At 60.6% G+C, this 18,017-nt stretch carries 18 protein-coding genes; 10 read left to right on the top strand and 8 right to left on the bottom strand.

From position 1 onward, the window contains the following. Positions 1-139: 139 nt before the first annotated feature. Positions 140-1,270, bottom strand: a complete 1,131-nt coding sequence (gene zapE / locus JFT87_RS22605) for a cell division protein ZapE (protein ID WP_201204690.1) — start codon at positions 1,268-1,270, stop codon at positions 140-142. A gap of 304 nt (positions 1,271-1,574) precedes the next feature. Here zapE and JFT87_RS22600 point away from each other — a divergent pair, with 304 nt between their 5' ends. The 7 genes from JFT87_RS22600 to JFT87_RS22570 all read left to right on the top strand — a co-directional run bounded on the left by JFT87_RS22600 (position 1,575) and on the right by JFT87_RS22570 (position 8,014). Next, entirely contained in the window at positions 1,575-2,078 is a 504-nt protein-coding gene (locus tag JFT87_RS22600) for a Csu type fimbrial protein (RefSeq protein WP_201205316.1), read from the top strand. A 102-nt stretch (positions 2,079-2,180) separates the two neighbouring features. Beyond that, on the top strand, positions 2,181-2,714 hold the full coding sequence (locus JFT87_RS22595; RefSeq protein ID WP_201204688.1) for a Csu type fimbrial protein: 534 nt from the start codon (positions 2,181-2,183) through the stop codon (positions 2,712-2,714). A 20-nt stretch (positions 2,715-2,734) separates the two neighbouring features. Continuing rightward, positions 2,735-3,271, top strand: a complete 537-nt coding sequence (locus tag JFT87_RS22590) for a Csu type fimbrial protein (protein WP_201204686.1) — start codon at positions 2,735-2,737, stop codon at positions 3,269-3,271. A gap of 4 nt (positions 3,272-3,275) precedes the next feature. Beyond that, the gene (locus tag JFT87_RS22585; protein ID WP_201204684.1) at positions 3,276-3,776 is read left to right on the top strand and encodes a Csu type fimbrial protein; all 501 of its coding nucleotides are present in this window, start codon (positions 3,276-3,278) and stop codon (positions 3,774-3,776) included. Between the two features lie 26 nt (positions 3,777-3,802). Beyond that, positions 3,803-4,576 (top strand): fimbrial biogenesis chaperone, encoded by a 774-nt coding sequence (locus tag JFT87_RS22580; RefSeq protein WP_201204682.1) that lies wholly within the window; start codon positions 3,803-3,805, stop codon positions 4,574-4,576. 121 nt (positions 4,577-4,697) lie between these two features. After that, complete coding sequence (locus tag JFT87_RS22575; RefSeq protein WP_201204680.1) at positions 4,698-7,055, top strand: fimbria/pilus outer membrane usher protein; 2,358 nt, start codon at positions 4,698-4,700, stop codon at positions 7,053-7,055. Further along, positions 7,052-8,014 carry a Csu type fimbrial protein gene (locus JFT87_RS22570; protein WP_201204679.1) on the top strand — a complete coding sequence of 321 codons (963 nt, stop codon included), beginning with the start codon at positions 7,052-7,054 and terminating at the stop codon, positions 8,012-8,014. The genes JFT87_RS22575 and JFT87_RS22570 overlap by 4 nt, the downstream gene beginning before the upstream one ends. A 59-nt stretch (positions 8,015-8,073) precedes the next feature. On the opposite strand, the gene JFT87_RS22565 is transcribed toward JFT87_RS22570, so the two are convergent. Both JFT87_RS22565 and JFT87_RS22560 read right to left on the bottom strand, forming a co-directional pair. Beyond that, the gene (locus tag JFT87_RS22565) at positions 8,074-8,814 is read right to left on the bottom strand and encodes an anti-sigma factor family protein (protein WP_201204678.1); all 741 of its coding nucleotides are present in this window, start codon (positions 8,812-8,814) and stop codon (positions 8,074-8,076) included. Beyond that, positions 8,811-9,317 carry an RNA polymerase sigma factor gene (locus JFT87_RS22560; protein ID WP_201204677.1) on the bottom strand — a complete coding sequence of 169 codons (507 nt, stop codon included), beginning with the start codon at positions 9,315-9,317 and terminating at the stop codon, positions 8,811-8,813. The genes JFT87_RS22565 and JFT87_RS22560 overlap by 4 nt, the downstream gene beginning before the upstream one ends. 158 nt (positions 9,318-9,475) lie before the next feature. Between JFT87_RS22560 and JFT87_RS22555 the strand changes: the two genes are divergently transcribed. Both JFT87_RS22555 and JFT87_RS22550 read left to right on the top strand, forming a co-directional pair. Continuing rightward, entirely contained in the window at positions 9,476-10,561 is a 1,086-nt protein-coding gene (locus JFT87_RS22555) for a catalase family peroxidase (RefSeq protein ID WP_201204676.1), read from the top strand. Beyond that, a complete protein-coding gene (locus JFT87_RS22550) occupies positions 10,558-11,103 on the top strand; it encodes a cytochrome b (protein ID WP_201204675.1) in 546 nt (181 codons plus the stop codon). Before JFT87_RS22555 ends, JFT87_RS22550 begins: the two co-directional genes overlap by 4 nt. Here the strand turns inward: JFT87_RS22550 and JFT87_RS22545 are convergent. The 3 genes from JFT87_RS22545 to JFT87_RS22535 form a co-directional block, all read right to left on the bottom strand. Beyond that, positions 11,100-12,293: an MFS transporter gene (locus JFT87_RS22545; RefSeq protein ID WP_201204674.1), complete on the bottom strand. Its 1,194-nt coding sequence runs from the start codon at positions 12,291-12,293 to the stop codon at positions 11,100-11,102. The genes JFT87_RS22550 and JFT87_RS22545 overlap by 4 nt on opposite strands. Positions 12,294-12,434: 141 nt before the next feature. Further along, positions 12,435-13,586, bottom strand: a complete 1,152-nt coding sequence (locus tag JFT87_RS22540; protein WP_201204672.1) for a M14 family metallopeptidase — start codon at positions 13,584-13,586, stop codon at positions 12,435-12,437. Between the two features lie 483 nt (positions 13,587-14,069). Then, positions 14,070-14,411, bottom strand: a complete 342-nt coding sequence (locus JFT87_RS22535) for a DUF6124 family protein (RefSeq protein ID WP_201204670.1) — start codon at positions 14,409-14,411, stop codon at positions 14,070-14,072. Positions 14,412-14,540: 129 nt separating this feature from the next. Between JFT87_RS22535 and JFT87_RS22530 the strand changes: the two genes are divergently transcribed. Then, positions 14,541-15,188: a LexA family protein gene (locus tag JFT87_RS22530; protein WP_201204668.1), complete on the top strand. Its 648-nt coding sequence runs from the start codon at positions 14,541-14,543 to the stop codon at positions 15,186-15,188. Between the two features lie 39 nt (positions 15,189-15,227). Here JFT87_RS22530 and JFT87_RS22525 read toward each other — a convergent pair whose 3' ends face one another. Together JFT87_RS22525 and JFT87_RS22520 are read right to left on the bottom strand one after the other, a co-directional pair. After that, entirely contained in the window at positions 15,228-17,177 is a 1,950-nt protein-coding gene (locus tag JFT87_RS22525; RefSeq protein ID WP_201204666.1) for an acetyl/propionyl/methylcrotonyl-CoA carboxylase subunit alpha, read from the bottom strand. Continuing rightward, positions 17,177-17,992: a gamma-carboxygeranoyl-CoA hydratase gene (locus JFT87_RS22520; RefSeq protein WP_201204664.1), complete on the bottom strand. Its 816-nt coding sequence runs from the start codon at positions 17,990-17,992 to the stop codon at positions 17,177-17,179. Before JFT87_RS22520 ends, JFT87_RS22525 begins: the two co-directional genes overlap by 1 nt. Positions 17,993-18,017: the final 25 nt, after the last annotated feature.

Raw genomic sequence — 18,017 nt, 5'->3', positions numbered from 1 at the left:
CCGAAATGGCCAACATGATAACGGCAGATGCCAATGCAGGTGTAGGCGCTGCCGCAGTCTGCGATCTTTTGATTTGGCGGCCCCGAGGATCAAAAGATCGCAGCCTCGTTGCACTCGACAGCGCCCACAGATGCTGGCGTCAGGCTATTGGGGGGACCACCTGCAACTGCCCTAACCGGCTGCGCGTGCGGCCCATGTCGATGGCATCGCCGCCGAGGCTTTCGCATAGCGACAACCGACCAAGCAGCGTCAGGTGTTTGTCCTGATCGTAGAGCACGTCGATCAGATTGATGAAGCGTTGTTGCGCGGCGATCGAGCAATCAGCCAGTTCGGGCAAGTCGTCGATGATCCAGTGATCGAAACGCTGACACAATTCCAGATAATCCATCACCGCTGTCGGCTGCTCGCACAGATCATCGAAGCTGAAACCGATACGCCGGCCCTCGCAAAACCGCGCTTGAAAATGCCGTGTGCCGACCATTATCGAGCGTGGCGCTGCATCCTGCGGCGGCAGGTTCAGGGTCGCGCGCTGCGCCGCTGTGCCCGGCCACACGTAATGGCCATGGGTAAAGACTTGATGCACCCGGTTGCGCGCCTGACTTCGGTAATCGTGCTCGCCACCCACTTCCAGGACCTGCATGCGCGTGTTGATCAGGTCGATCACCGGTTTGAAACGCGCATGGTAGAGCGGGTTCGGCAGCAAACCTTCGGGTGGGTAGTTGGAGGTCACCAGCAGCAGGATGCCACGGCGGAACAACGCCTTGAACAGCCGGGTGATGAGCATCGCATCGCCGATGTCGTGGACGTGAAACTCGTCGAAACACAACACCCGACAATCCAGCAACAACTCATCAAGGGTGTTCGCCAAGGGATCAGGTTGGTCACGATGGCTGAACATGCCCTGATGCAGCTGCGCGAAAAACTCATGAAAGTGCAGGCGCTGTTTTTGCGCGAGGGGGATGGCCTGGAAAAACCCGTCCAGCAACCAGCTTTTACCGCGACCGACAGCGCCGTACAGGTAAAGGCTTGGCGGTCTTTGTGCGGTGGCCGCGAACAGCAGGCTGGCTTGCTGCGCCATACAGTCGATGACCCGCTGCTGGCTGTGACTGAGCGTGTAACCCTGGCTGTGAGCCTTGTTGCGGAAATAATCGCGGATCGACTGGGCGCTGGCGTCATGGCCCACATTGGCGGGCAAACCTTTGCCGAACAAGCGGCGCAACGCCGGCCAGCGCTGGGTCAGTCGCGAACGTTTTGGCAGTCGAACGGGCACTGTCCGGTTACTCCGAGTGGGTCAAGCCGGCTTACCGAGCGCGGCGGCACAGTGTAACCAGACGTGGAATCGTCCTTCCAGCACCGGCAGGCGAGACTGGGCGATCACTGAACAGGATTGCATAAGACGTCTGGCTATTTTGCGCGACATCGTTTGCTGGGTTGCCAACCTTTCGAAACATATCCCGGCCGATAGATGGATCCAATACGACTGGCGGATTCGTCGACCGTTGCTAACCTGAAACACAGTAACGACATCCGGACGGTCCCTCACAAGGAGTGAGGCAGTGAATGTACGTGGGGTCATGGGTCTGCTGGGCGTGCTGATAGCGCCAGTTGATGCGGCGGATCTGCAGGTCGAAGTGCGCGTTGACGTGCTGCGCGGCTGCCAGTTGATCGGCCAGCAGCGCGGGGCCGGTATCGAGCAACTCGGCGTGCTTGATTTCGGCAGCACGGCGCGGCTCGATGACCCGGCGGGGCCACTGGGAGCGGCGTTGACCCATCAACGCTTGCCGCGCCTGGAGTGCAATCCGGACACGCCTTATCAGATGCGGGTCGATGGCGGTTTGCATGGCGGTGTGGGAGAGGTGCGCTATATGGCCGGAGCGGCTGGCAGCAAGCCGATTCCCTATCGTCTATTTCAGGACGCCGCACGGCGGGTGCCACTGGTGGTGGATGTACCGATCAGTGGACGGGTGCCGGACAGCGGCACGGTGGAGTTGCCGCTGTATGCGCGGATCGAACAACTGGCTGAAGTGCCGCGGGTCAGCCGTTATTCCGATCTGATCAAGGTGACGGTCACGTGGTGACCGCAGGTTTTAGTCAGCAACCCGCAGGATTGGGTTGTGCACGGAAGGGGCGTTCAAAGAACGCAATGGTCGGATGAACCTGAAGGAGTAGGGACAGGCGCAATGACAAGCAAGCACTGGATGGTTATCGCCGTGGGCGTACTGTTTTTGCTCGCCGAGGGCGCCCAAGCGGCGGTCAGCGGGCAGATCCACGCGCGGCTGGTTATCATCGCCGGTTGCGAAGTGACCAATGGCGCCAGCCCCGGCAGCCCGGTCAGCGATTTCGGCAGCCTGGATTTCGGCCAGCAAGGCCCGACCTGGACCAAGCCGATCAAGGCCAGCCTCAGCGACGATGGCAGCGGCAAGCTGAATGTCGCCTGCAACCCTTCGGTCACCGGGTTCACCGTCAGCATCGACGGCGGCGCCCATGGTGACGGTACGACCCGACGCCTGAGCAACGGCAGCCAGACCCTCCCTTATCAATTGTTCCTCGATGCCTCGGGCAGTCAGAGCTACAGCATCGGCCAACAACACAATTTCGCTGTGAACAGCGCTGCGCGGATACCTATCCCGGTATTTGGCTCGGTGGTGGCGAATACCCGCGCGGTTCCGGCCGGTGTCTACACCGACACCCTGACGGTGACGCTCGATTGGTAAACCCGTAGAGGACGGACACCATGCACATGCTTGTATCAAGGATCGGTTTGTCATTGCTCGGCCTGGCGCTGGTGTCCAGCGCTCAGGCCGCAACCACCGTTACCGGGCAGATCAGTTCCACGCTGATCCTGACCAGCAGTTGTCTGGTCAACGGCACGGCCGGTACCACTGGACTTAATTTCGGTACCGTGAACTTCGGCACCACCACCAGTTTGTTCACCGAAGCCGACGGCCAGGTGCTGGGCGGTGGTGGCGGGGCGCTGTCGGTTCAGTGCTCCAGTGGCACCTCGCCAACCATCACCGTCGGCGCTGGCAGCCATGACGCGCAGTCCACGGGTGGCACCCGAGCGTTATACGACGGCGTCGCCAATTACGTGCCTTACGACTTCTATACCGACGCCGCTCACTCTCAACTGCTGGCCATCAACGGTGTGATCAACCTGACCGCCAGTACCGGCCAGACGCAGGCGGTGAACATCTATGGCAAAGCCGTGGGCAAGGCGGGACTGCCGGCCGGCACCTACACCGATACCGTTTCAGTCCAACTGACCTTCTAGTGCGATGGCCCGCCATGGCTGTGCGGCGCTGCTCCTGCTGTGTGCGGGCAGTGTGCCGTTGCCGCTGGCGGCGGTGACGAGCCAGAGTTTCCAGGTCAGTGCCACGGTGACCGCCGGTTGCCTAGTGGTGGGCGGGGTCTCGAACTACGGCAGCCTCAACTTTGGCAGCCAGTTGGCCTTGGCCACCAGCACGGTGCAGGTGTCATTGACCGGTGGCGTGCAGTTGCAATGCACGCCAGGGGTGACCCTGAACATGACGGTCGATGGCGGTCAGTACAACAGCAGCGGGCGGCACATGCAGCTCACGACCGGCAGCAACCGGGTGGCGTACTCGCTGTTTAGCGATGCGGCATTCAGCCAGAGCCTGGGGATCGGCCAAAGCGTGGCGGTGGCTTACACCGATGCGAACAACATCAGCCTGCCGATTTACGGTCAGGTGCAGTTGCCGGGCAATCAGCCTGGGGGGACGTACAGCGATGTGCTGCAGGTGCAGCTGTCGTGGTAATGCGGCGTTTTGAAAAGGAGCAGCACATGTGGTCACAGGTCTTGCGCTGTACGGGGCTGGCGATGGTGTTACTCGGGACGGTCAAGGCACAGGCCGCCAGTTCGGTGCTGATCTGGCCGATCGATCCGGTGTTGGAGGCCGATCAACAGGCCAGTGCCTTGTGGCTGGAAAACCGTGGCAGCGAGACCGCCAACCTGCAAATCCGGGTGTTCGCCTGGAGCCAGAGCGGCTTCAACGACCAGTACCAGAACCAGCGCGACGTGATCGGCAGCCCGCCAGTGGCGAAGATCGAACCGGGCCAGAAACAATTGGTACGACTGACCCGCACCCGGGAGATACCGCCGGGGCAGGAGCTGGCTTACCGCATCATCATCGACGAAATCCCCTCGGCCAAACCGCCTGCTGCTGAAGATGGCAAGACCGCTGCGGCGATCCGTTTCCAGATGCGTTATTCGGTGCCGTTGTTTGCCTACGGTGCCGGGTTGTGGAGCAAGGAGGACACCACCCGCCAACGTGATCCCAAGGGCATCGGCCTGCCGGACCTGAGCTGGCGCACCGTGGCGGTGGACGGTCGTTCGTATGTGGAGGTGCGCAACCAAGGCGCGGTACATGCGCGATTGACCGATGTCGCGCTCAAGCAGGGCGGCCAGACCAAACCGCTGGTGGAAGGTTTGCTCGGTTATGTGTTGCCCGGCGCAATCATGCGCTGGCCCGCGCCGGGGTCGATGGCCGGGGACCCGGCGTTGCAGGTGCGGGTGAATGGGGCGAGCCAGGTGCAGAGCATCACCCCGGCGAAGTAAAGGCTCGACCTGGTTTTGTGCCGGATGAATTCGTGGTCAGCGGCCACAGGGGCGTGGCCAGCCTGCCATCGAGGGTGGATGTATCAGGAGGATTGAGTCCATTGACGGACATAAAGCGCGAATGAGCCAGCGTTGGGCTCGCAGTTTCCAGTGTCCGTTGTGGGCGGCGACCTGCGCGTGTTGGCTGGTGATCATCCCTCTAGCCGAGGCCGGCGACTTGCCGCCTCCGCCCAGCGGCATGGAGGCCGTGGCCGATGCACAGTTGTTTCTGGAGTTGGTGGTCAATCAGATGAATACCGGGCGAGTCGTGGCGGTGGATCAGCGGGGCGGGCGATTTTTTCTGCCAGCCTCGGCGCTGCGCGACAGTGGCATGAAACTGCCGGAAAACATCAGCGCCGAAGTTGACCTCGACAGCTTGCCGGGCCTGCACAGCGAGTACGACAGTGTCGGTCAAAGGCTACTGCTCAACGTGCCGCCGGACTGGTTGCCGGAGCAATTCGTCGGCAACCGCCAAGCCTACCCGCGCACCCCGGCACTCAGCAGTTTCGGGGCCTTGCTCAACTACGACCTGTACCTCAACGACACCGATGATGCCGGCACCTACCTCGCGGCATGGAACGAAGTGCGGCTGTTCGACAGTTGGGGTACGCTGTCCAACACCGGGCAGTACCGCCGCACCTTGTCGGGGGAGGCGGTCAGCACGTCGAACAATGGCTATCTGCGCTACGACACCACTTGGCGATACTCCGATGACGAGCGGCTGCTGACGTATGAGGCCGGGGACCTGGTCAGCGGCGCCTTGCCCTGGAGCAGTTCGGTGCGCCTTGGCGGGGTGCAGTTGTCCCGTGACTTCGGTGTGCGCCCGGACCTGGTGACCTACCCGTTGCCGCAGTTTGCCGGTGAAGCGGCGGTGCCGTCCTCGGTGGATTTGTTCATCAATGGCTACAAATCCAGCAGCGCCGACCTGCAACCGGGGCCGTACACCCTGACCAATATTCCGTTCATCAATGGCGCCGGCGAAGCGGTCGTCGTCACCACCGATGCCTTGGGCCGGCAGGTCTCGACCACGGTGCCGTTCTACGTCACCAGCAGTTTGCTGCAAAAGGGCTTGAGCGATTTTTCCGTGGCCGCCGGGACCTTGCGTCGGGACTACGGCCTTCGAGATTTCGGCTACGGACCAGGCGTCACGTCCGGCAGTTTGCGTTACGGCCTGAGCGACAACTTCACCCTCGAAAGCCACGCCGAAGCCTCGGACTCCCTGACCCTTGGCGGCTTGGGCGGCAACCTGAGGCTGGGCAATTTCGGCGTCCTCAATACCGCGCTTAGCCAGAGCCAGTTCGACGGCGAAAGCGGCCAGCAATTGAGCCTCGGCTATCAGTACAGCAGCCAGCGCTACAGCTTCTCGTATCAACGTATGCAACGACGTGATCAATACGCCGACCTGACGGTGATCGACACCCCTTACACGACCCTGAGCAAACGCAGCGAACAGGCAACCCTGAGCCTTAACCTTGATTCCTGGGGCAGCCTCGGTGTCGGTTATTTCGACGTGCGTGCAGCGGACGAATCGCGTACCCGTTTGCTCAACCTGACCTGGAGCAAACCGCTGTGGCGCGATACCAGTTTCTATCTGTCGGGCAACCGCGAAATCGGTGACAGCAACTGGGCGGTGCAGGCGCAACTGGTGATCCCGTTCGACCTGCACGGCAGTCTGGCGATCAGCAGCGAACGCAGTAAGACCGGGCAAACCCAGCAGCGGGTCAATTACAGCCGAGCCGTGCCGACCGAAGGCGGGGTGGGTTTCAACCTCGGTTACGCTCAGGGCGACGCGCCGACTTATCGTCAGGCCGACCTGACCTGGCGCCTGCAATCAGTGCAACTGCAAGCCGGGGTCTACGGCACCAGCGAGGCTGAAACCCGTTGGGCCGATGCCAGCGGCTCGTTGGTCTGGATGGACCGTCAGTTGTTCGCTGCCAACCGGATCGACGATGCATTTGTAGTGGTCAGCACCGACGGCTATGCCGACATTCCCGTGCGTTACGAGAATCAGTTGGTCGGCCAGACCGACCGCAACGGCCACCTGCTGGTGCCGTGGAGCAGCGCGTATTACCGCGGTAAATACGAAATCGACCCGCTGAACCTGCCAGCCAACGTGCGCAGCCCTAACGTCGAACAGCGGATTGCAGTGCGGCGCGGCAGCGGTTATCTGCTGGAGTTTCCGTTGAGCCGGATAGTCGCCGCGAGCATCGTGCTGGTGGATGCACGGCAGCAAGAATTACCCCTGGGCAGTGGCGTCGTGCATGAGCAAAGCGGCACGCAAACCGTGGTCGGTTGGGACGGGCTGGTGTACCTGGAAAATCTTCAGGCGCAAAACAGTCTGCGGGTGACCCTGGCCGACGGGAAGACCTGTCAGGTGCAGTTTGCCGTGGACATGAAACAGGATCAGATTCCGTTGATCGGGCCGTTGGTGTGCAAATGAAGGGGTTGGCACTGCTGGCGCTCTGGCTGCCGGGTTCGGCGTGGGCGTTGTGTTCGGTGGTCAGCACCTCGCCCGTGGCGTTCGGCTCGTTGAGTTCGATTGCGGTGCGCACCACGTCGCAGTCCAGCTCCACCACCAATGCGGGGTTGAGTTGCACCGGGTCGTTGCTTTCATTGTTAACCAGCACCGACCATTTCTATGCCACGGTCACCTCCACGCAAACCGGGTTGCTCGGTCCGACCGGCGACATCATTGGCTACACGCTGTACGGCAACAACTCCACCAGTTACCCACTGACCCGCGGTGTGGCGTTCGACTTCGCCCGTAACGGCATTATCGATTCGCTGGGTTTGCTCGGCAGCGTGGTGCCGAAAACCGTGCCGATTTATCTGGGGACGACCATTGGCAGCAACGTCGCGGCGGGCATCTATAGCGAAACCCTGAGCATTGCCTGGAGCTGGAATTACTGTTCCGGCATCGGCATTGGCAGCGTGTGCCTGGGGCGTGACATCGGCAGTGGCAACACCACCCTGACGGTTAACCTGACCGTGGCCAACGACTGCACTATCACCGCGCCGAACATCAGCTTCGGCAGCGCCCCGGTGATCAGTGCGTTTACTGCGGTCACCGGCCAGACCATCAACCTCGCTTGCACCAAGGGCAGCGCTTATACCGTGGGCCTGAGTGATGGTCAGCAAGCGATCAGTGTCGGTGGGCGACGGCGGATGATATCCGGCAGTAATTACCTGGCCTACGACATCTTCAAAAGCGCCGGCACCACCCGTTGGGGCAGTGTCGGCACTGCGCGCCGGGCCAGTTCCGATGCCGAGGTCAACCCTGGCAACGGTTTGGGCGCCGGGAGTCAGGTCTTCAATTACAACGCCAAAATCTACACCGACCAGACCACACCGCCAGCGGGGACGTACCTCGACAGCGTAGTGCTCGACGTCGGTTTCTGACGTCACGCGATCCTTTGCAAGCGCGAGCAGGCTCACGCCTACAGGGAACCGCAGTGGTTTCAGAATGGCAGGGATGGCGCCGCCGGGGAATCGCTCGGGCTGACCATCGCGTAGTTGTACCCGGCCCCCGACCAATACTCGGCCTGCAAGTCCCCGTCACTGCGACTGCCCCGCGGCAGCAAGTAATTTCTCGGTCCCGGTGGTCGCACGTAGAAGCTGATTTTGTGCCCTGTCGGGTCTTCGTAGACCACCATCGCCGCCGGCCCTTGTTCGGTGCTGAGCAAGCGCCCGCTCACCGGTTTGAAGCCTGCGCCCGAAAGGTCAGGCAGGCGATTGGCCTTGGTGAAGTAACGGTCGAGCCAGCCTTGCATGTCGCCGTCGTCGCTGACTTTATAATCGGCCGGCAGCATGCCTTGCTGCGCAATCAAGCGGTAAGCCTGGATCGCATCGGTCATCGGCGCCTGGGTACTGACGAGGGTCATTTCCCGAGCCTGCCAGCCACTGAGTCCGCCAATGCTGACGGCGATCAGCAGCATGGCAGCGCTGGCCAGATGTCGTCGCGACTGACGCTTGAGGCGCTGGCGAATCAGCGCCGGGTCCAGTTCCGGGTTGGCCGGTCGCTGCAAGGCGCCACCGAGGGCTGCACGCAGTTGTTGGGCATCCTGCTGCCAGGCGCGGACCTGGGCGGAAATTTCCGGGTTGCTGGCCAGAAAAGTCTCCACCAGGCGTCGGTCATCATCGCTGAGTTGGTGATCGACGTAGGCGTGCAGGTCACGCTCGCTTGGGGGCATGCTGATCATTTGAGTCTCCGCAGAGAAGGACGGGTGATTTCGCCGTCGCTGAGTTCGCGCAAGGCCTGGCGGGCGCGGGACAGACGGGACATCACGGTGCCAGTCGGGACACCGAGGATCTCGGCGACCTCTTTATAAGTCAGACCTTCCACCGACACCCAAAGCAGCAGGGCGCGCTGCTCAGTGCTGAGCTGATCGAAGGCTTGCAGGGTCGATTGGGCTATCACCGTGCGCTCGGCTGACGGCTGGGAATCGTCTCGACCGGTAAAAAACTCGAGCATCCGTGCATAGCGTCGGGAGCGTCGGTGAGCGTCGAGAAACTGTCGATACAGAATCGAAAACAGCCAGGCGCGCAGGTCGCCGTCGGGGCGTTTGTCGCTCCAACTCGACAGCGCCCGCTCAAGGCTGGCCTGGACCAGATCGTCGGCGCTGCTAGGGTTGCGCGTCAACGACACGGCAAACCGGCGCAATCTGGGAATGATTTCTCTCAGTTGTTCGTCGATATCGTTCATGAAGTTCTGACTAGTCACTACGCTGTGGACTAGGAAGACGCCCGGCACTCGAGGTTATTCCACGCCTGTAAAAATAAATACGGTGCGATGGAATAAACCGGTTTGGGGCGCGTCTGCTTGGTTCTTCTCACTTGTGGCCGATGGCCCTGGAGTCTTTCATGGTAGATCGCTCATCACCGCCCACCCGGCCGCCGCTGAGTACCGCCAGCCTGATCTTGCGCGTGGCCGGCATCGGCGTCATTGTCGCGGCCGCGGCTGGGGCTTTTGCCTACGTCAACGGCACCTTTGACCCACAGCGCCTGACGCCGAACAAGCTGATCAATGTGCTGGAAACCAACAACGGCGTGCATCCGGGGTTCCGACGTAACCACTCCAAAGGCGTGTGCGTAATCGGGCACTTTGAAAGCAGTGGCGAGGCGCGCAGCTATTCCACGGCCCAAGTCTTCAATGAAGCACAGACTCCGGTGGTCGGGCGTTTCGCGTTGCCTTCCGGCAATCCTTACGCGCCGGACACCGCCGTGCCGATCCGCAGCATGGCGTTGCGTTTCACCCAGGCCAACGGCCAACAGTGGCGCACCGGGATGAACAGCATGCCGGTGTTCCCGGTGGGTACGCCCGAAGCGTTCTATCAACTGCAACAGGCCCAGTCGCCCGATCCGGCCACAGGTAAACCGAATCCGGCTGCCGTGCCGGCATTCTTTGGTTCGCATCCGGAAACCGCGCCATTCCTGGCGTGGGTCAAGACTGCCAAACCGTCGGCCAGTTATGTGACGGAAACCTACAACAGCGTCAACGCGTTTTACCTGGTGAACGCGGCCGGGCAGAAGCAGGCGGTGCGTTGGAGCATGGTCCCGGTGGTTAAAGACGCAGCGGGTGCCACGGCCCCTGAGGGTGGCGATTTCCTTGAGAAAGATTTGGTGCAGCGGATTTCCGCAGGACCGCTGCGTTGGCAGTTGAACATCATCCTGGCCAACCCAGGCGACCCGGTGAATGACGCCAGCAAGGCCTGGCCCGATGGCCGCAAAGTCCTGAACGCCGGGACGTTGGTGCTCGAAGCGACCCAGCCGCAACTCAACGGCGAGTGCCGTGACATCAACTACGACCCGCTGGTGCTGCCGGCCGGGATCGAAGGTTCCGACGACCCATTGCTCGCCGCGCGTTCAGCCGGTTACGCGAGTTCCTACCTGCGTCGCACCAGCGAAGTCAGCCAGTTGCCCGCCGCCAAACAGGAGGCTCAACAATGAGCGCCCAACCGAAGCATTTCGCCCCGCTGGCGCGGCTGTTGCACTGGCTGATGGCGCTGATGATCATCGCGATGCTGTTTATCGGCGCGGGCATGGTGGCCTCGGTGTCCGAGCGCCATGAGTGGCTGATTCACTTGCACAAACCCTTGGGCATTGCGATTTTGCTGTTGGTGATCGTGCGCCTGGCGGTGCGTTTCTCGACTCAACAGCCACCGTTGCCAGCGGATCTGCCGGGTTGGCAGGCGCTGGCGGCCAAGGCGTCCCATGTCTTGCTGTATGCGTTGATGCTGATATTACCGCTGCTGGGTTGGGCGATGATTTCTGCGGCCGGGGACCCGGTGATGCTCAGTAGTTCGTTGCAGTTGCCATCGATACTGCCGGCAAATGCACAGGTATTTGCGTTTTTGCGCAAGGCTCATAGGTATCTGGCGTATCTATTACTCCTGACGGTGCTGCTGCATTTGGCTGCGGCGTTGTTTCATGGCTGGGTACGCCGGGATGATGTGCTGGACAGCATGTTGCGGGGCAAGGATCGCCGTTAACCGGCTGGCGTGGCGCACTGGGCCGGTGCGCCGCTTTTCAGGGTCAGCCACCAGTACGCCAGGGCAACGGCGTTGATTCCGGCGCCGAGCCAGCACACGCCAATCCACCCAGCCCACGCGTACATGGCCGTCGAACCAATCGACCCCAGCGCACTGCCAATCGAGTAAAACAGCATGTACCCGGCAGTGAGGCGACTTTGCGCTTCGGGCCGCACGTTGTAGATCATGCTCTGGCTGGTGACGTGCACTGCCTGCAAGCCCAGATCCAGCGTGATCACCCCAAGCAGCAACGCCCACAGCGACGATTGGGTGAACGCGATAGGCAACCACGAAGCCAGCATCAACAACAGCGACAGGCCGCTGGTCCATTGCCCCAGACCGCGATCGGCCAGATGTCCGGCGCGGGCCGCCGCCAGTGCTCCGGCGGCACCGGCCAGTCCGAATAATCCGATTTGCGTGTGGGACAACGACAGCGGCGGGGCGCTCAGGGGTAACACCATGGGCGTCCACAACACCATGGCGCTGGTGAAGGTCTGCAGGGCGAGGATCGCCCGTTGCCGCAGCACCGGTTCTTCCTTGAACAAAGTGAAGACCGAGCCGATCAGTGCGCCATAGGTTGTCACTGGTTGCGCAGCTTCATGCCTGGGCAGCACGCGCAGCAGCAACAATGCCATCAACAACGTCAGGCCCGCCGAGAGGAAATAGATGGCCCGCCACCCGGCCAGATCAGCCATCCCACCAGCGACTGTGCGCGCCAGCAGAATCCCGACAACGATGCCACTGGTGACCACGCCGACCACTCGACCGCGTTGGGCGGCAATCGCCAGCGTCGCGGCGTAAGCCACCAACACTTGCGTCACGACCGCGAGCAAACCGGTCAACGTCATACCGAGCAACAGCCACAGGCTGTTGGGTGCCAGCGCAATCATCAGCAAGGCTACCGCCGACAGCAGAGTCTGGGTGACGATCAAACGGCGACGATTGAGCAAATCGCCGAGCGGCACCAACAACACCAGCCCGACGCCGTATCCCACCTGAGTCAAGGTGATGACGATGCCAATGGACGCCGCAGACAGGCCAAACGCCTGGGCCATCGCATCGAGCAACGGCTGAGCGTAGTAAACGTTGCCGACGGCGAGACCGCATGCCACAGAGAACAGCAAAACGGCACCGCTGCTTAGAGATTTCATGGCCTCAGTCCTTTTAGGTTTCAAAATAAAACCTTATCGCAATGTGGTTTTATTTTGCAACCTGATTGCGCAAGGCAGTGGACTGCACAAAGCAAAAGATCGCAGCAAGGCTGCGATCTTTTTCTCAGACGAGGAGGGGAATCAGCGCAACGTATCAACCATATCCGCGACGGTCGTCAGCACATCCTTGCCCAATTGCTTCGAGCGCTTACCAGACCAACCCGTCAGCGCATTCGGCGCATCGTTGTTGTCCTTGAACGGCATCTCCAGCGTTAGCGACAGGCAGTCGAACTTCTGGCCAACGCTGTTGCAGGCCAGGGTCATATTGGCCAGGCCTGGCTCGTCGCGGGTGTAGCCGTGCTTGGTCTGGAAGTCCTTGGTCAGGTGCTTCAGGTGATCACGGAAGTGGGTTTCCAGCTTTTCGATCCGCGGTGTATAGCCGGGGTTGCCTTCGCAACCGGCGGTGAACACGTAGGGGATTTCTTCATCGCCATGGATGTCGAGGAACAGATCGACGCCGTACTTTTCCATTTGCTGCTGTACGAAAAGGACTTCCGGGCTGACTTCCTGACTGGCGCTCTGCCAGGCGCGGTTAAGGTCCTGGCCATTGGCGTTGGTGCGCAGGTGACCGTGAAAGGCACCGTCCGGGTTCATGTTCGGCACCAGGTACAGGTCGGCGCTGGCCAGCAGTTTTTTCAGTACAGGGTCGTCATGTTTTTCCAGGCGTTCGATCACGCCTTCCATGAACCACTCGGCCATGTGCTCGCCTGGGTGCTGTTGCGCGATGATCCAGACCTTGCGTTGACCTTCGGCGCCACTGCCTTTGCGCAGCAACTGGATATCGCGGCCCTCAACGCTTTTGCCGGTGGCCAGCAGTTCGGTGCCGGCCTTGGTCAGCGCCTGCTCGATCAGCCAGTCATGGCGACCGCGGCTGTAGGGTTCGAAATAGGCAAACCAGGCGTGGGTGGCCGTAGCTTCCAGGCTGAAACGCAGGCAGTCGCCTTCGAAGATCGTCGGTACGCGGAACCAGTTGACGTGGTCGTAGGACGCTACCGCTTGATAACCGTCCCAGGCTTTGTTGTACGAGGATTTGCTGGCGTTACTCAGGCGAAACCAGTGCTCTTGACCGACATGCAAACCACTGGCCTTGAAGTGAAACCACTGGAAATGCTGGCTGCGGGTGTCTGGCTTGATCGCCAAAAGGGCTTGAAGCGGATTGCTGATGTCCAGCACTTCAATGTTGCCGCTGTCGAAATTGGCGCTGATGTCGAAAGAGGATTTAGCCACGGTCATAGTCGATTCCTGATTATGATTTATGGCAGCTACTTTACACGCAAGAGGGGGATAAATCGGGGGGAAATTGCGGGGTGAAATGAGGGGGGCGTCCTCCTTGACGCCGAAGCAGCTTAGAGGCTGTAGAATTGATTCTCAAGTGCTATTTTTCATTAGTTTGACCCCTATGCTGCCGGGGTTCGCTTGCCAATAGATGTTCTTTTGATATCATGCCCGCCATCGAATTAGCAGCACCTACAGTCTTCATTAGCCTGAAGCCAAAGCCAGAATAACTGGCAAAAAAAACCCGGCAAAAAGCCGGGTCAAAAACCGTGATTAGCCTGATGAGGAGATAGTCCAGGAGACCGACCTAAGGTCCTCTGGTCCATCGACTGATCTCGCGATCAGCTGCATGCAATAATAATCATTCTCGTTTGCAAGTCAAATGATTTTATCTGTGCGATTGGAAAACTCTTTCCTGTCCTCCTCGAAAACACTTCCGTCTCAGTCGTTCTGATCACCATCCAGGGATCGGTCGACCATTGCCTGCGCCATATCGATCATGTGCACCACCGAAAACGCCAGCGCACGCCCCGTGCCTTGCTGGTTTCCGGCTGATTCCTGTGCGGTGGCGGCGGCACAGCGCAATAGATCGGACGCATGAACCAACGCCTCTTCACTGCTGATGTTGCGGTTGACATCGAAAAAGCGCGACTCGACTTCCACCTCTGAAACAGCTGGTTTCAAGTAATAATCCAGCGCCCGCTGTGCGGCGGCGCAGCCCTTTGGCGAGGTGAAAGTGGTGTCGAACTGCATGTCCTGCATGTCGTTGCTGGGGTTTGTCATGGTGATAGTGAACTCCGTGATAGATTCAGATCCGTGAACCCATCCTAGTACGTACTGTATTTGTGACGAGAATTTAAATACTACAATTTGTGTTTTGTGGGTCGGAGTCCCCCACGTATCGTGCCGCACATGGATAAATGGATTGAATTGGTCAAGGCCAAGATGAGTGAACTCAACCTCACTCAAGAGCTACTCGCTGACCGCCTCGGGATGTCCCAGGGCGGGGTCGGCCACTGGCTGAATAAACGTCGCGATCCCGGGATCGTCAACATGAACCGCGTCTTGAAAGCCCTTGGAATGGATTTTCTCGAAGTGGCGATGGTGATTCGCGAACCCCTGGTCTCGGAAGATGAAGAGATGCCGCTGGCGCTCAAGTACAACCCGTACTTCCGCTACCCGGTCAGCGATTGGCGAGAGCCGGCCGAAGTTCGCGACGGTGAGCTGACTGTGTATGGCAAGGAGCGTTTCGAGCTGACCGACTACCACGCTCAGGGCCCGGCGTTCTGGCTCGTGGTGGTGGGTGATGCGATGACGGCGCCCAGTGGCATCAGCATTGCCGAGGGCATGATGATCCTGGTGGACCCGGCCATTGTGCCGGAGCCTGGAAAACTGGTGATCGCCCAGTGGCCGGACAGCGCCGAGGCGACGTTTCGCAAGCTGATCGAAGAGGGCGGGCAGCGTTACCTGGTCCCGCTCAATCCGACGTATCCGAAAGCCCTTTTCACCGAGGAATGCCGAATTATCGGCGTAGTGGTTCAGGCAACAGCCAAATTCTAATCAGATCGGTCCTCGCAATGCGTAGGACCGATCTTCATTTCACGCTTCTTCCAACTCCACCAACGCACTGCCTTCGCTGACCATTTCACCTTCCTGGCAATACAACGCCTTGATCACCCCGGCATGGGGCGCACGAATGCTGTGCTCCATTTTCATCGCTTCCAGCACCACCAATTGCGCCCCGGCTTCGACCGTTTGCCCGGCCTCCACCAACACTCGCACGATGCTGCCGTTCATTGGTGCGGTCAGGCCGCCCTGATGGCTGTGGCTGGACTCGACGGCAGCGATTGGATCGTAAGTCTCGATACGGCGCAGTTCACCTTCCCATTGCAGATACAGCACGTCGCCACGGCGGATGGCCCGATGCTGGCGGCGCACGCCGTTGTGTTCGATCAGCAGTTGTTCGCCCTTGAGTTGCGCAGTACTCACATCGCCCAACGTCAGCGCGTGATCCTGATCTTCGCAACTCAAATGCAGGGTGATTTCCTTGGGCAGCCCGGCGCGGAAACCGTTGTTGAAGGCCCATGGCGAACTCGGGTCATCGGCACGCAACACCGACGCTTGGCTCTGCGCAAACGCCTGTGCCGCGGCTTGCCAGAACTCATCGCTGAGGTTGGCAGGCGCTGGCAGCAGTTGCTCCTGATAACGTGGAATGAACCCGGTATCCAGTTCCGCCGCAGCGAATGCTGGATGGCCGACGATCCGGCGCAGGAAGTTGATGTTGGTCTTGAGCCCACCAATGGCGAACTCATCCAGCATGCTCAACAACCGCAGCCGAGCCTGTTCACGGTCTTCGCCCCAGGCAATCAGTTTGCCGAGCATCGGGTCATAGAACGGCGAAATCTCATCGCCTTCTTCAACACCGCTGTCCACCCGCCGCCCCGGACCTTCGGCTGACTCCCGATACAACTCCAGCCGCCCGGTGGCCGGCAGAAAATCATTGCCCGGATCTTCGGCGTACAGCCGCACCTCGATGGCATGTCCAATCAGCGGCACCTCAGCCTGAGTCATCGGCAATGCTTCACCGCGCGCCACGCGAATCTGCCAGGCCACCAGGTCCAGGCCTGTGATGGCTTCGGTGACCGGGTGTTCGACTTGCAGGCGCGTGTTCATCTCCATAAAGAAGAACTCGCCGCGCGAATCCAGCAGAAACTCCACCGTGCCGGCGCCGACATAACCAATGGCTTGCGCCGAGCGCACAGCCGCTTCGCCCATGGCGCGACGCAGTTCTGGGCTCAGGCCTGGTGCGGGTGCTTCTTCGACGACTTTCTGGTGCCGGCGCTGGATCGAGCAATCCCGTTCATTCAGGTACAGGCAGTTGCCGTGTTGATCGGCAAAGACCTGGATTTCCACATGACGTGGCTTGAGCAGGTACTTTTCCACCAGCATCCGCGAATCGCCGAACGAGGATTTCGCTTCACGCTGGGCCGAGGCTAGGGCTTCGGCCAACTGGCTGACGTCCTCGACCACTTTCATGCCTTTACCGCCACCACCAGCCGTGGCCTTGAGCAGCACCGGATAACCGATGCGTTCACAGGCGTCGCGGAAGGTATCGAGGTCCTGGGCTTCGCCGTGATAGCCGGGTACCAATGGCACGCCGGCGGTCTCCATCAAGGCTTTGGCGGCGGATTTGCTGCCCATGGCGTCGATGGCCGCGGCGGGTGGGCCGAGGAAAATCAGGCCGGCGGCTTCAATGGCGCGAGCGAACCCGGCGTTTTCGGAAAGAAAACCGTAGCCAGGGTGAATCGCCTGAGCGCCACTGGCCTGGGCGGCGGCAATCAGTTTGTCGATTTGCAGGTAGCTGTCGGCAGCTTTACTGCCGCCCAGGTCGACGCGGATATCCGCTTCGCGGCTGTGCCGGGCGTCACGGTCGGTGGCGCTGTGCACGGCGACGGTGGTCAGGCCCAAGGCTTTGGCGGTGCGCATCACCCGGCAAGCAATTTCGCCACGGTTAGCCACTAGCAGAGTAGTGAGAACAGGTGCGCTCATCAACGCGGCTCCTTGGGGGTGGTGACGGCTTGCCAGTTCGGCGGACGTTTTTGCAGAAAGGCCCGCAGGCCTTCCTGACCTTCAGGGCTGACACGAATGCGCGCGATGGCATTTTCGGTGTAACGACGAAGCGCCGGAGTCAGGGCGCCATTGCCGACTTCACGCAACAAGTCCTTGCTGGCACGCATGGCGGCCGGGCTGTTGAGCAGCAGGTTGTCGATCCAGTGTTCGACGCTTTGCTCCAGTTCGGCGACCGGAAAACTCTCCGACAACAAACCGATTTCCCGCGCCCGCTGCCCGCCGAAACGCTCGGCGGTCAAGGCATAACGCCGCGCCGCACGTTCGCCGATGGCTTGCACCACGAACGGGCTGATCACCGCCGGTGCGAGGCCGATGCGCACTTCCGACAAACAGAACTGCGCGTCATCGGCACCGATGGCCATGTCGCAGCAACTGATCAGACCCAGTGCGCCGCCGTAAGCCGCGCCTTGCACAACCGCCAGAGTCGGGACTTTCAGCTTGGCGAGGTTGTACATCAGCTCCGCCAGTTCCCGGGCGTCGTCGAGGTTGGTGTGGTAATCGAGTTCGGCCGATTGCTGCATCCAGGCCAGGTCGGCGCCTGCGCTGAAATGCTTACCGCGACCACGAATCAGCAGGAAGCGCAGGCTGGCATCACCCGAGACCTTGTCCAGTGCGAGGATCAGCTCGCGGATCATTTCGGCGTTGAATGCGTTGTTCTTTTCTTCACGGCTGAGCCACAGGGTCGCGAAACCCCGTGGGTCGGTCAGCAGTTCGAGGGTGTTGAAGTCGCTCATATTTGTCCGTCTCCACGAGACTTGT

This window comes from Pseudomonas sp. TH15 (assembly GCF_016651105.1).
Lineage (GTDB): Bacteria > Pseudomonadota > Gammaproteobacteria > Pseudomonadales > Pseudomonadaceae > Aquipseudomonas.
Note: the sequence above shows the minus strand (reverse complement) of the source record. Positions and strands in the feature narration are given on the sequence as shown.

Coding starts and splice junctions, on each gene's coding strand:
- JFT87_RS22555 (WP_201204676.1), top strand. CDS start 9,476: ATGGTAGATCGCTCATCACCGCCCACCCGGCCGCCGCTGAGTACCGCC.
- JFT87_RS22545 (WP_201204674.1), bottom strand. CDS start 12,293: ATGAAATCTCTAAGCAGCGGTGCCGTTTTGCTGTTCTCTGTGGCATGC.
- JFT87_RS22525 (WP_201204666.1), bottom strand. CDS start 17,177: ATGAGCGCACCTGTTCTCACTACTCTGCTAGTGGCTAACCGTGGCGAA.
- JFT87_RS22595 (WP_201204688.1), top strand. CDS start 2,181: ATGACAAGCAAGCACTGGATGGTTATCGCCGTGGGCGTACTGTTTTTG.
- JFT87_RS22535 (WP_201204670.1), bottom strand. CDS start 14,411: ATGACAAACCCCAGCAACGACATGCAGGACATGCAGTTCGACACCACT.
- JFT87_RS22600 (WP_201205316.1), top strand. CDS start 1,575: ATGGGTCTGCTGGGCGTGCTGATAGCGCCAGTTGATGCGGCGGATCTG.
- JFT87_RS22585 (WP_201204684.1), top strand. CDS start 3,276: ATGGCCCGCCATGGCTGTGCGGCGCTGCTCCTGCTGTGTGCGGGCAGT.
- JFT87_RS22565 (WP_201204678.1), bottom strand. CDS start 8,814: ATGATCAGCATGCCCCCAAGCGAGCGTGACCTGCACGCCTACGTCGAT.
- JFT87_RS22560 (WP_201204677.1), bottom strand. CDS start 9,317: ATGAACGATATCGACGAACAACTGAGAGAAATCATTCCCAGATTGCGC.
- JFT87_RS22575 (WP_201204680.1), top strand. CDS start 4,698: ATGAGCCAGCGTTGGGCTCGCAGTTTCCAGTGTCCGTTGTGGGCGGCG.
- JFT87_RS22580 (WP_201204682.1), top strand. CDS start 3,803: ATGTGGTCACAGGTCTTGCGCTGTACGGGGCTGGCGATGGTGTTACTC.
- JFT87_RS22570 (WP_201204679.1), top strand. CDS start 7,052: ATGAAGGGGTTGGCACTGCTGGCGCTCTGGCTGCCGGGTTCGGCGTGG.
- JFT87_RS22590 (WP_201204686.1), top strand. CDS start 2,735: ATGCACATGCTTGTATCAAGGATCGGTTTGTCATTGCTCGGCCTGGCG.
- JFT87_RS22550 (WP_201204675.1), top strand. CDS start 10,558: ATGAGCGCCCAACCGAAGCATTTCGCCCCGCTGGCGCGGCTGTTGCAC.
- JFT87_RS22520 (WP_201204664.1), bottom strand. CDS start 17,992: ATGAGCGACTTCAACACCCTCGAACTGCTGACCGACCCACGGGGTTTC.
- JFT87_RS22530 (WP_201204668.1), top strand. CDS start 14,541: ATGGATAAATGGATTGAATTGGTCAAGGCCAAGATGAGTGAACTCAAC.
- JFT87_RS22540 (WP_201204672.1), bottom strand. CDS start 13,586: ATGACCGTGGCTAAATCCTCTTTCGACATCAGCGCCAATTTCGACAGC.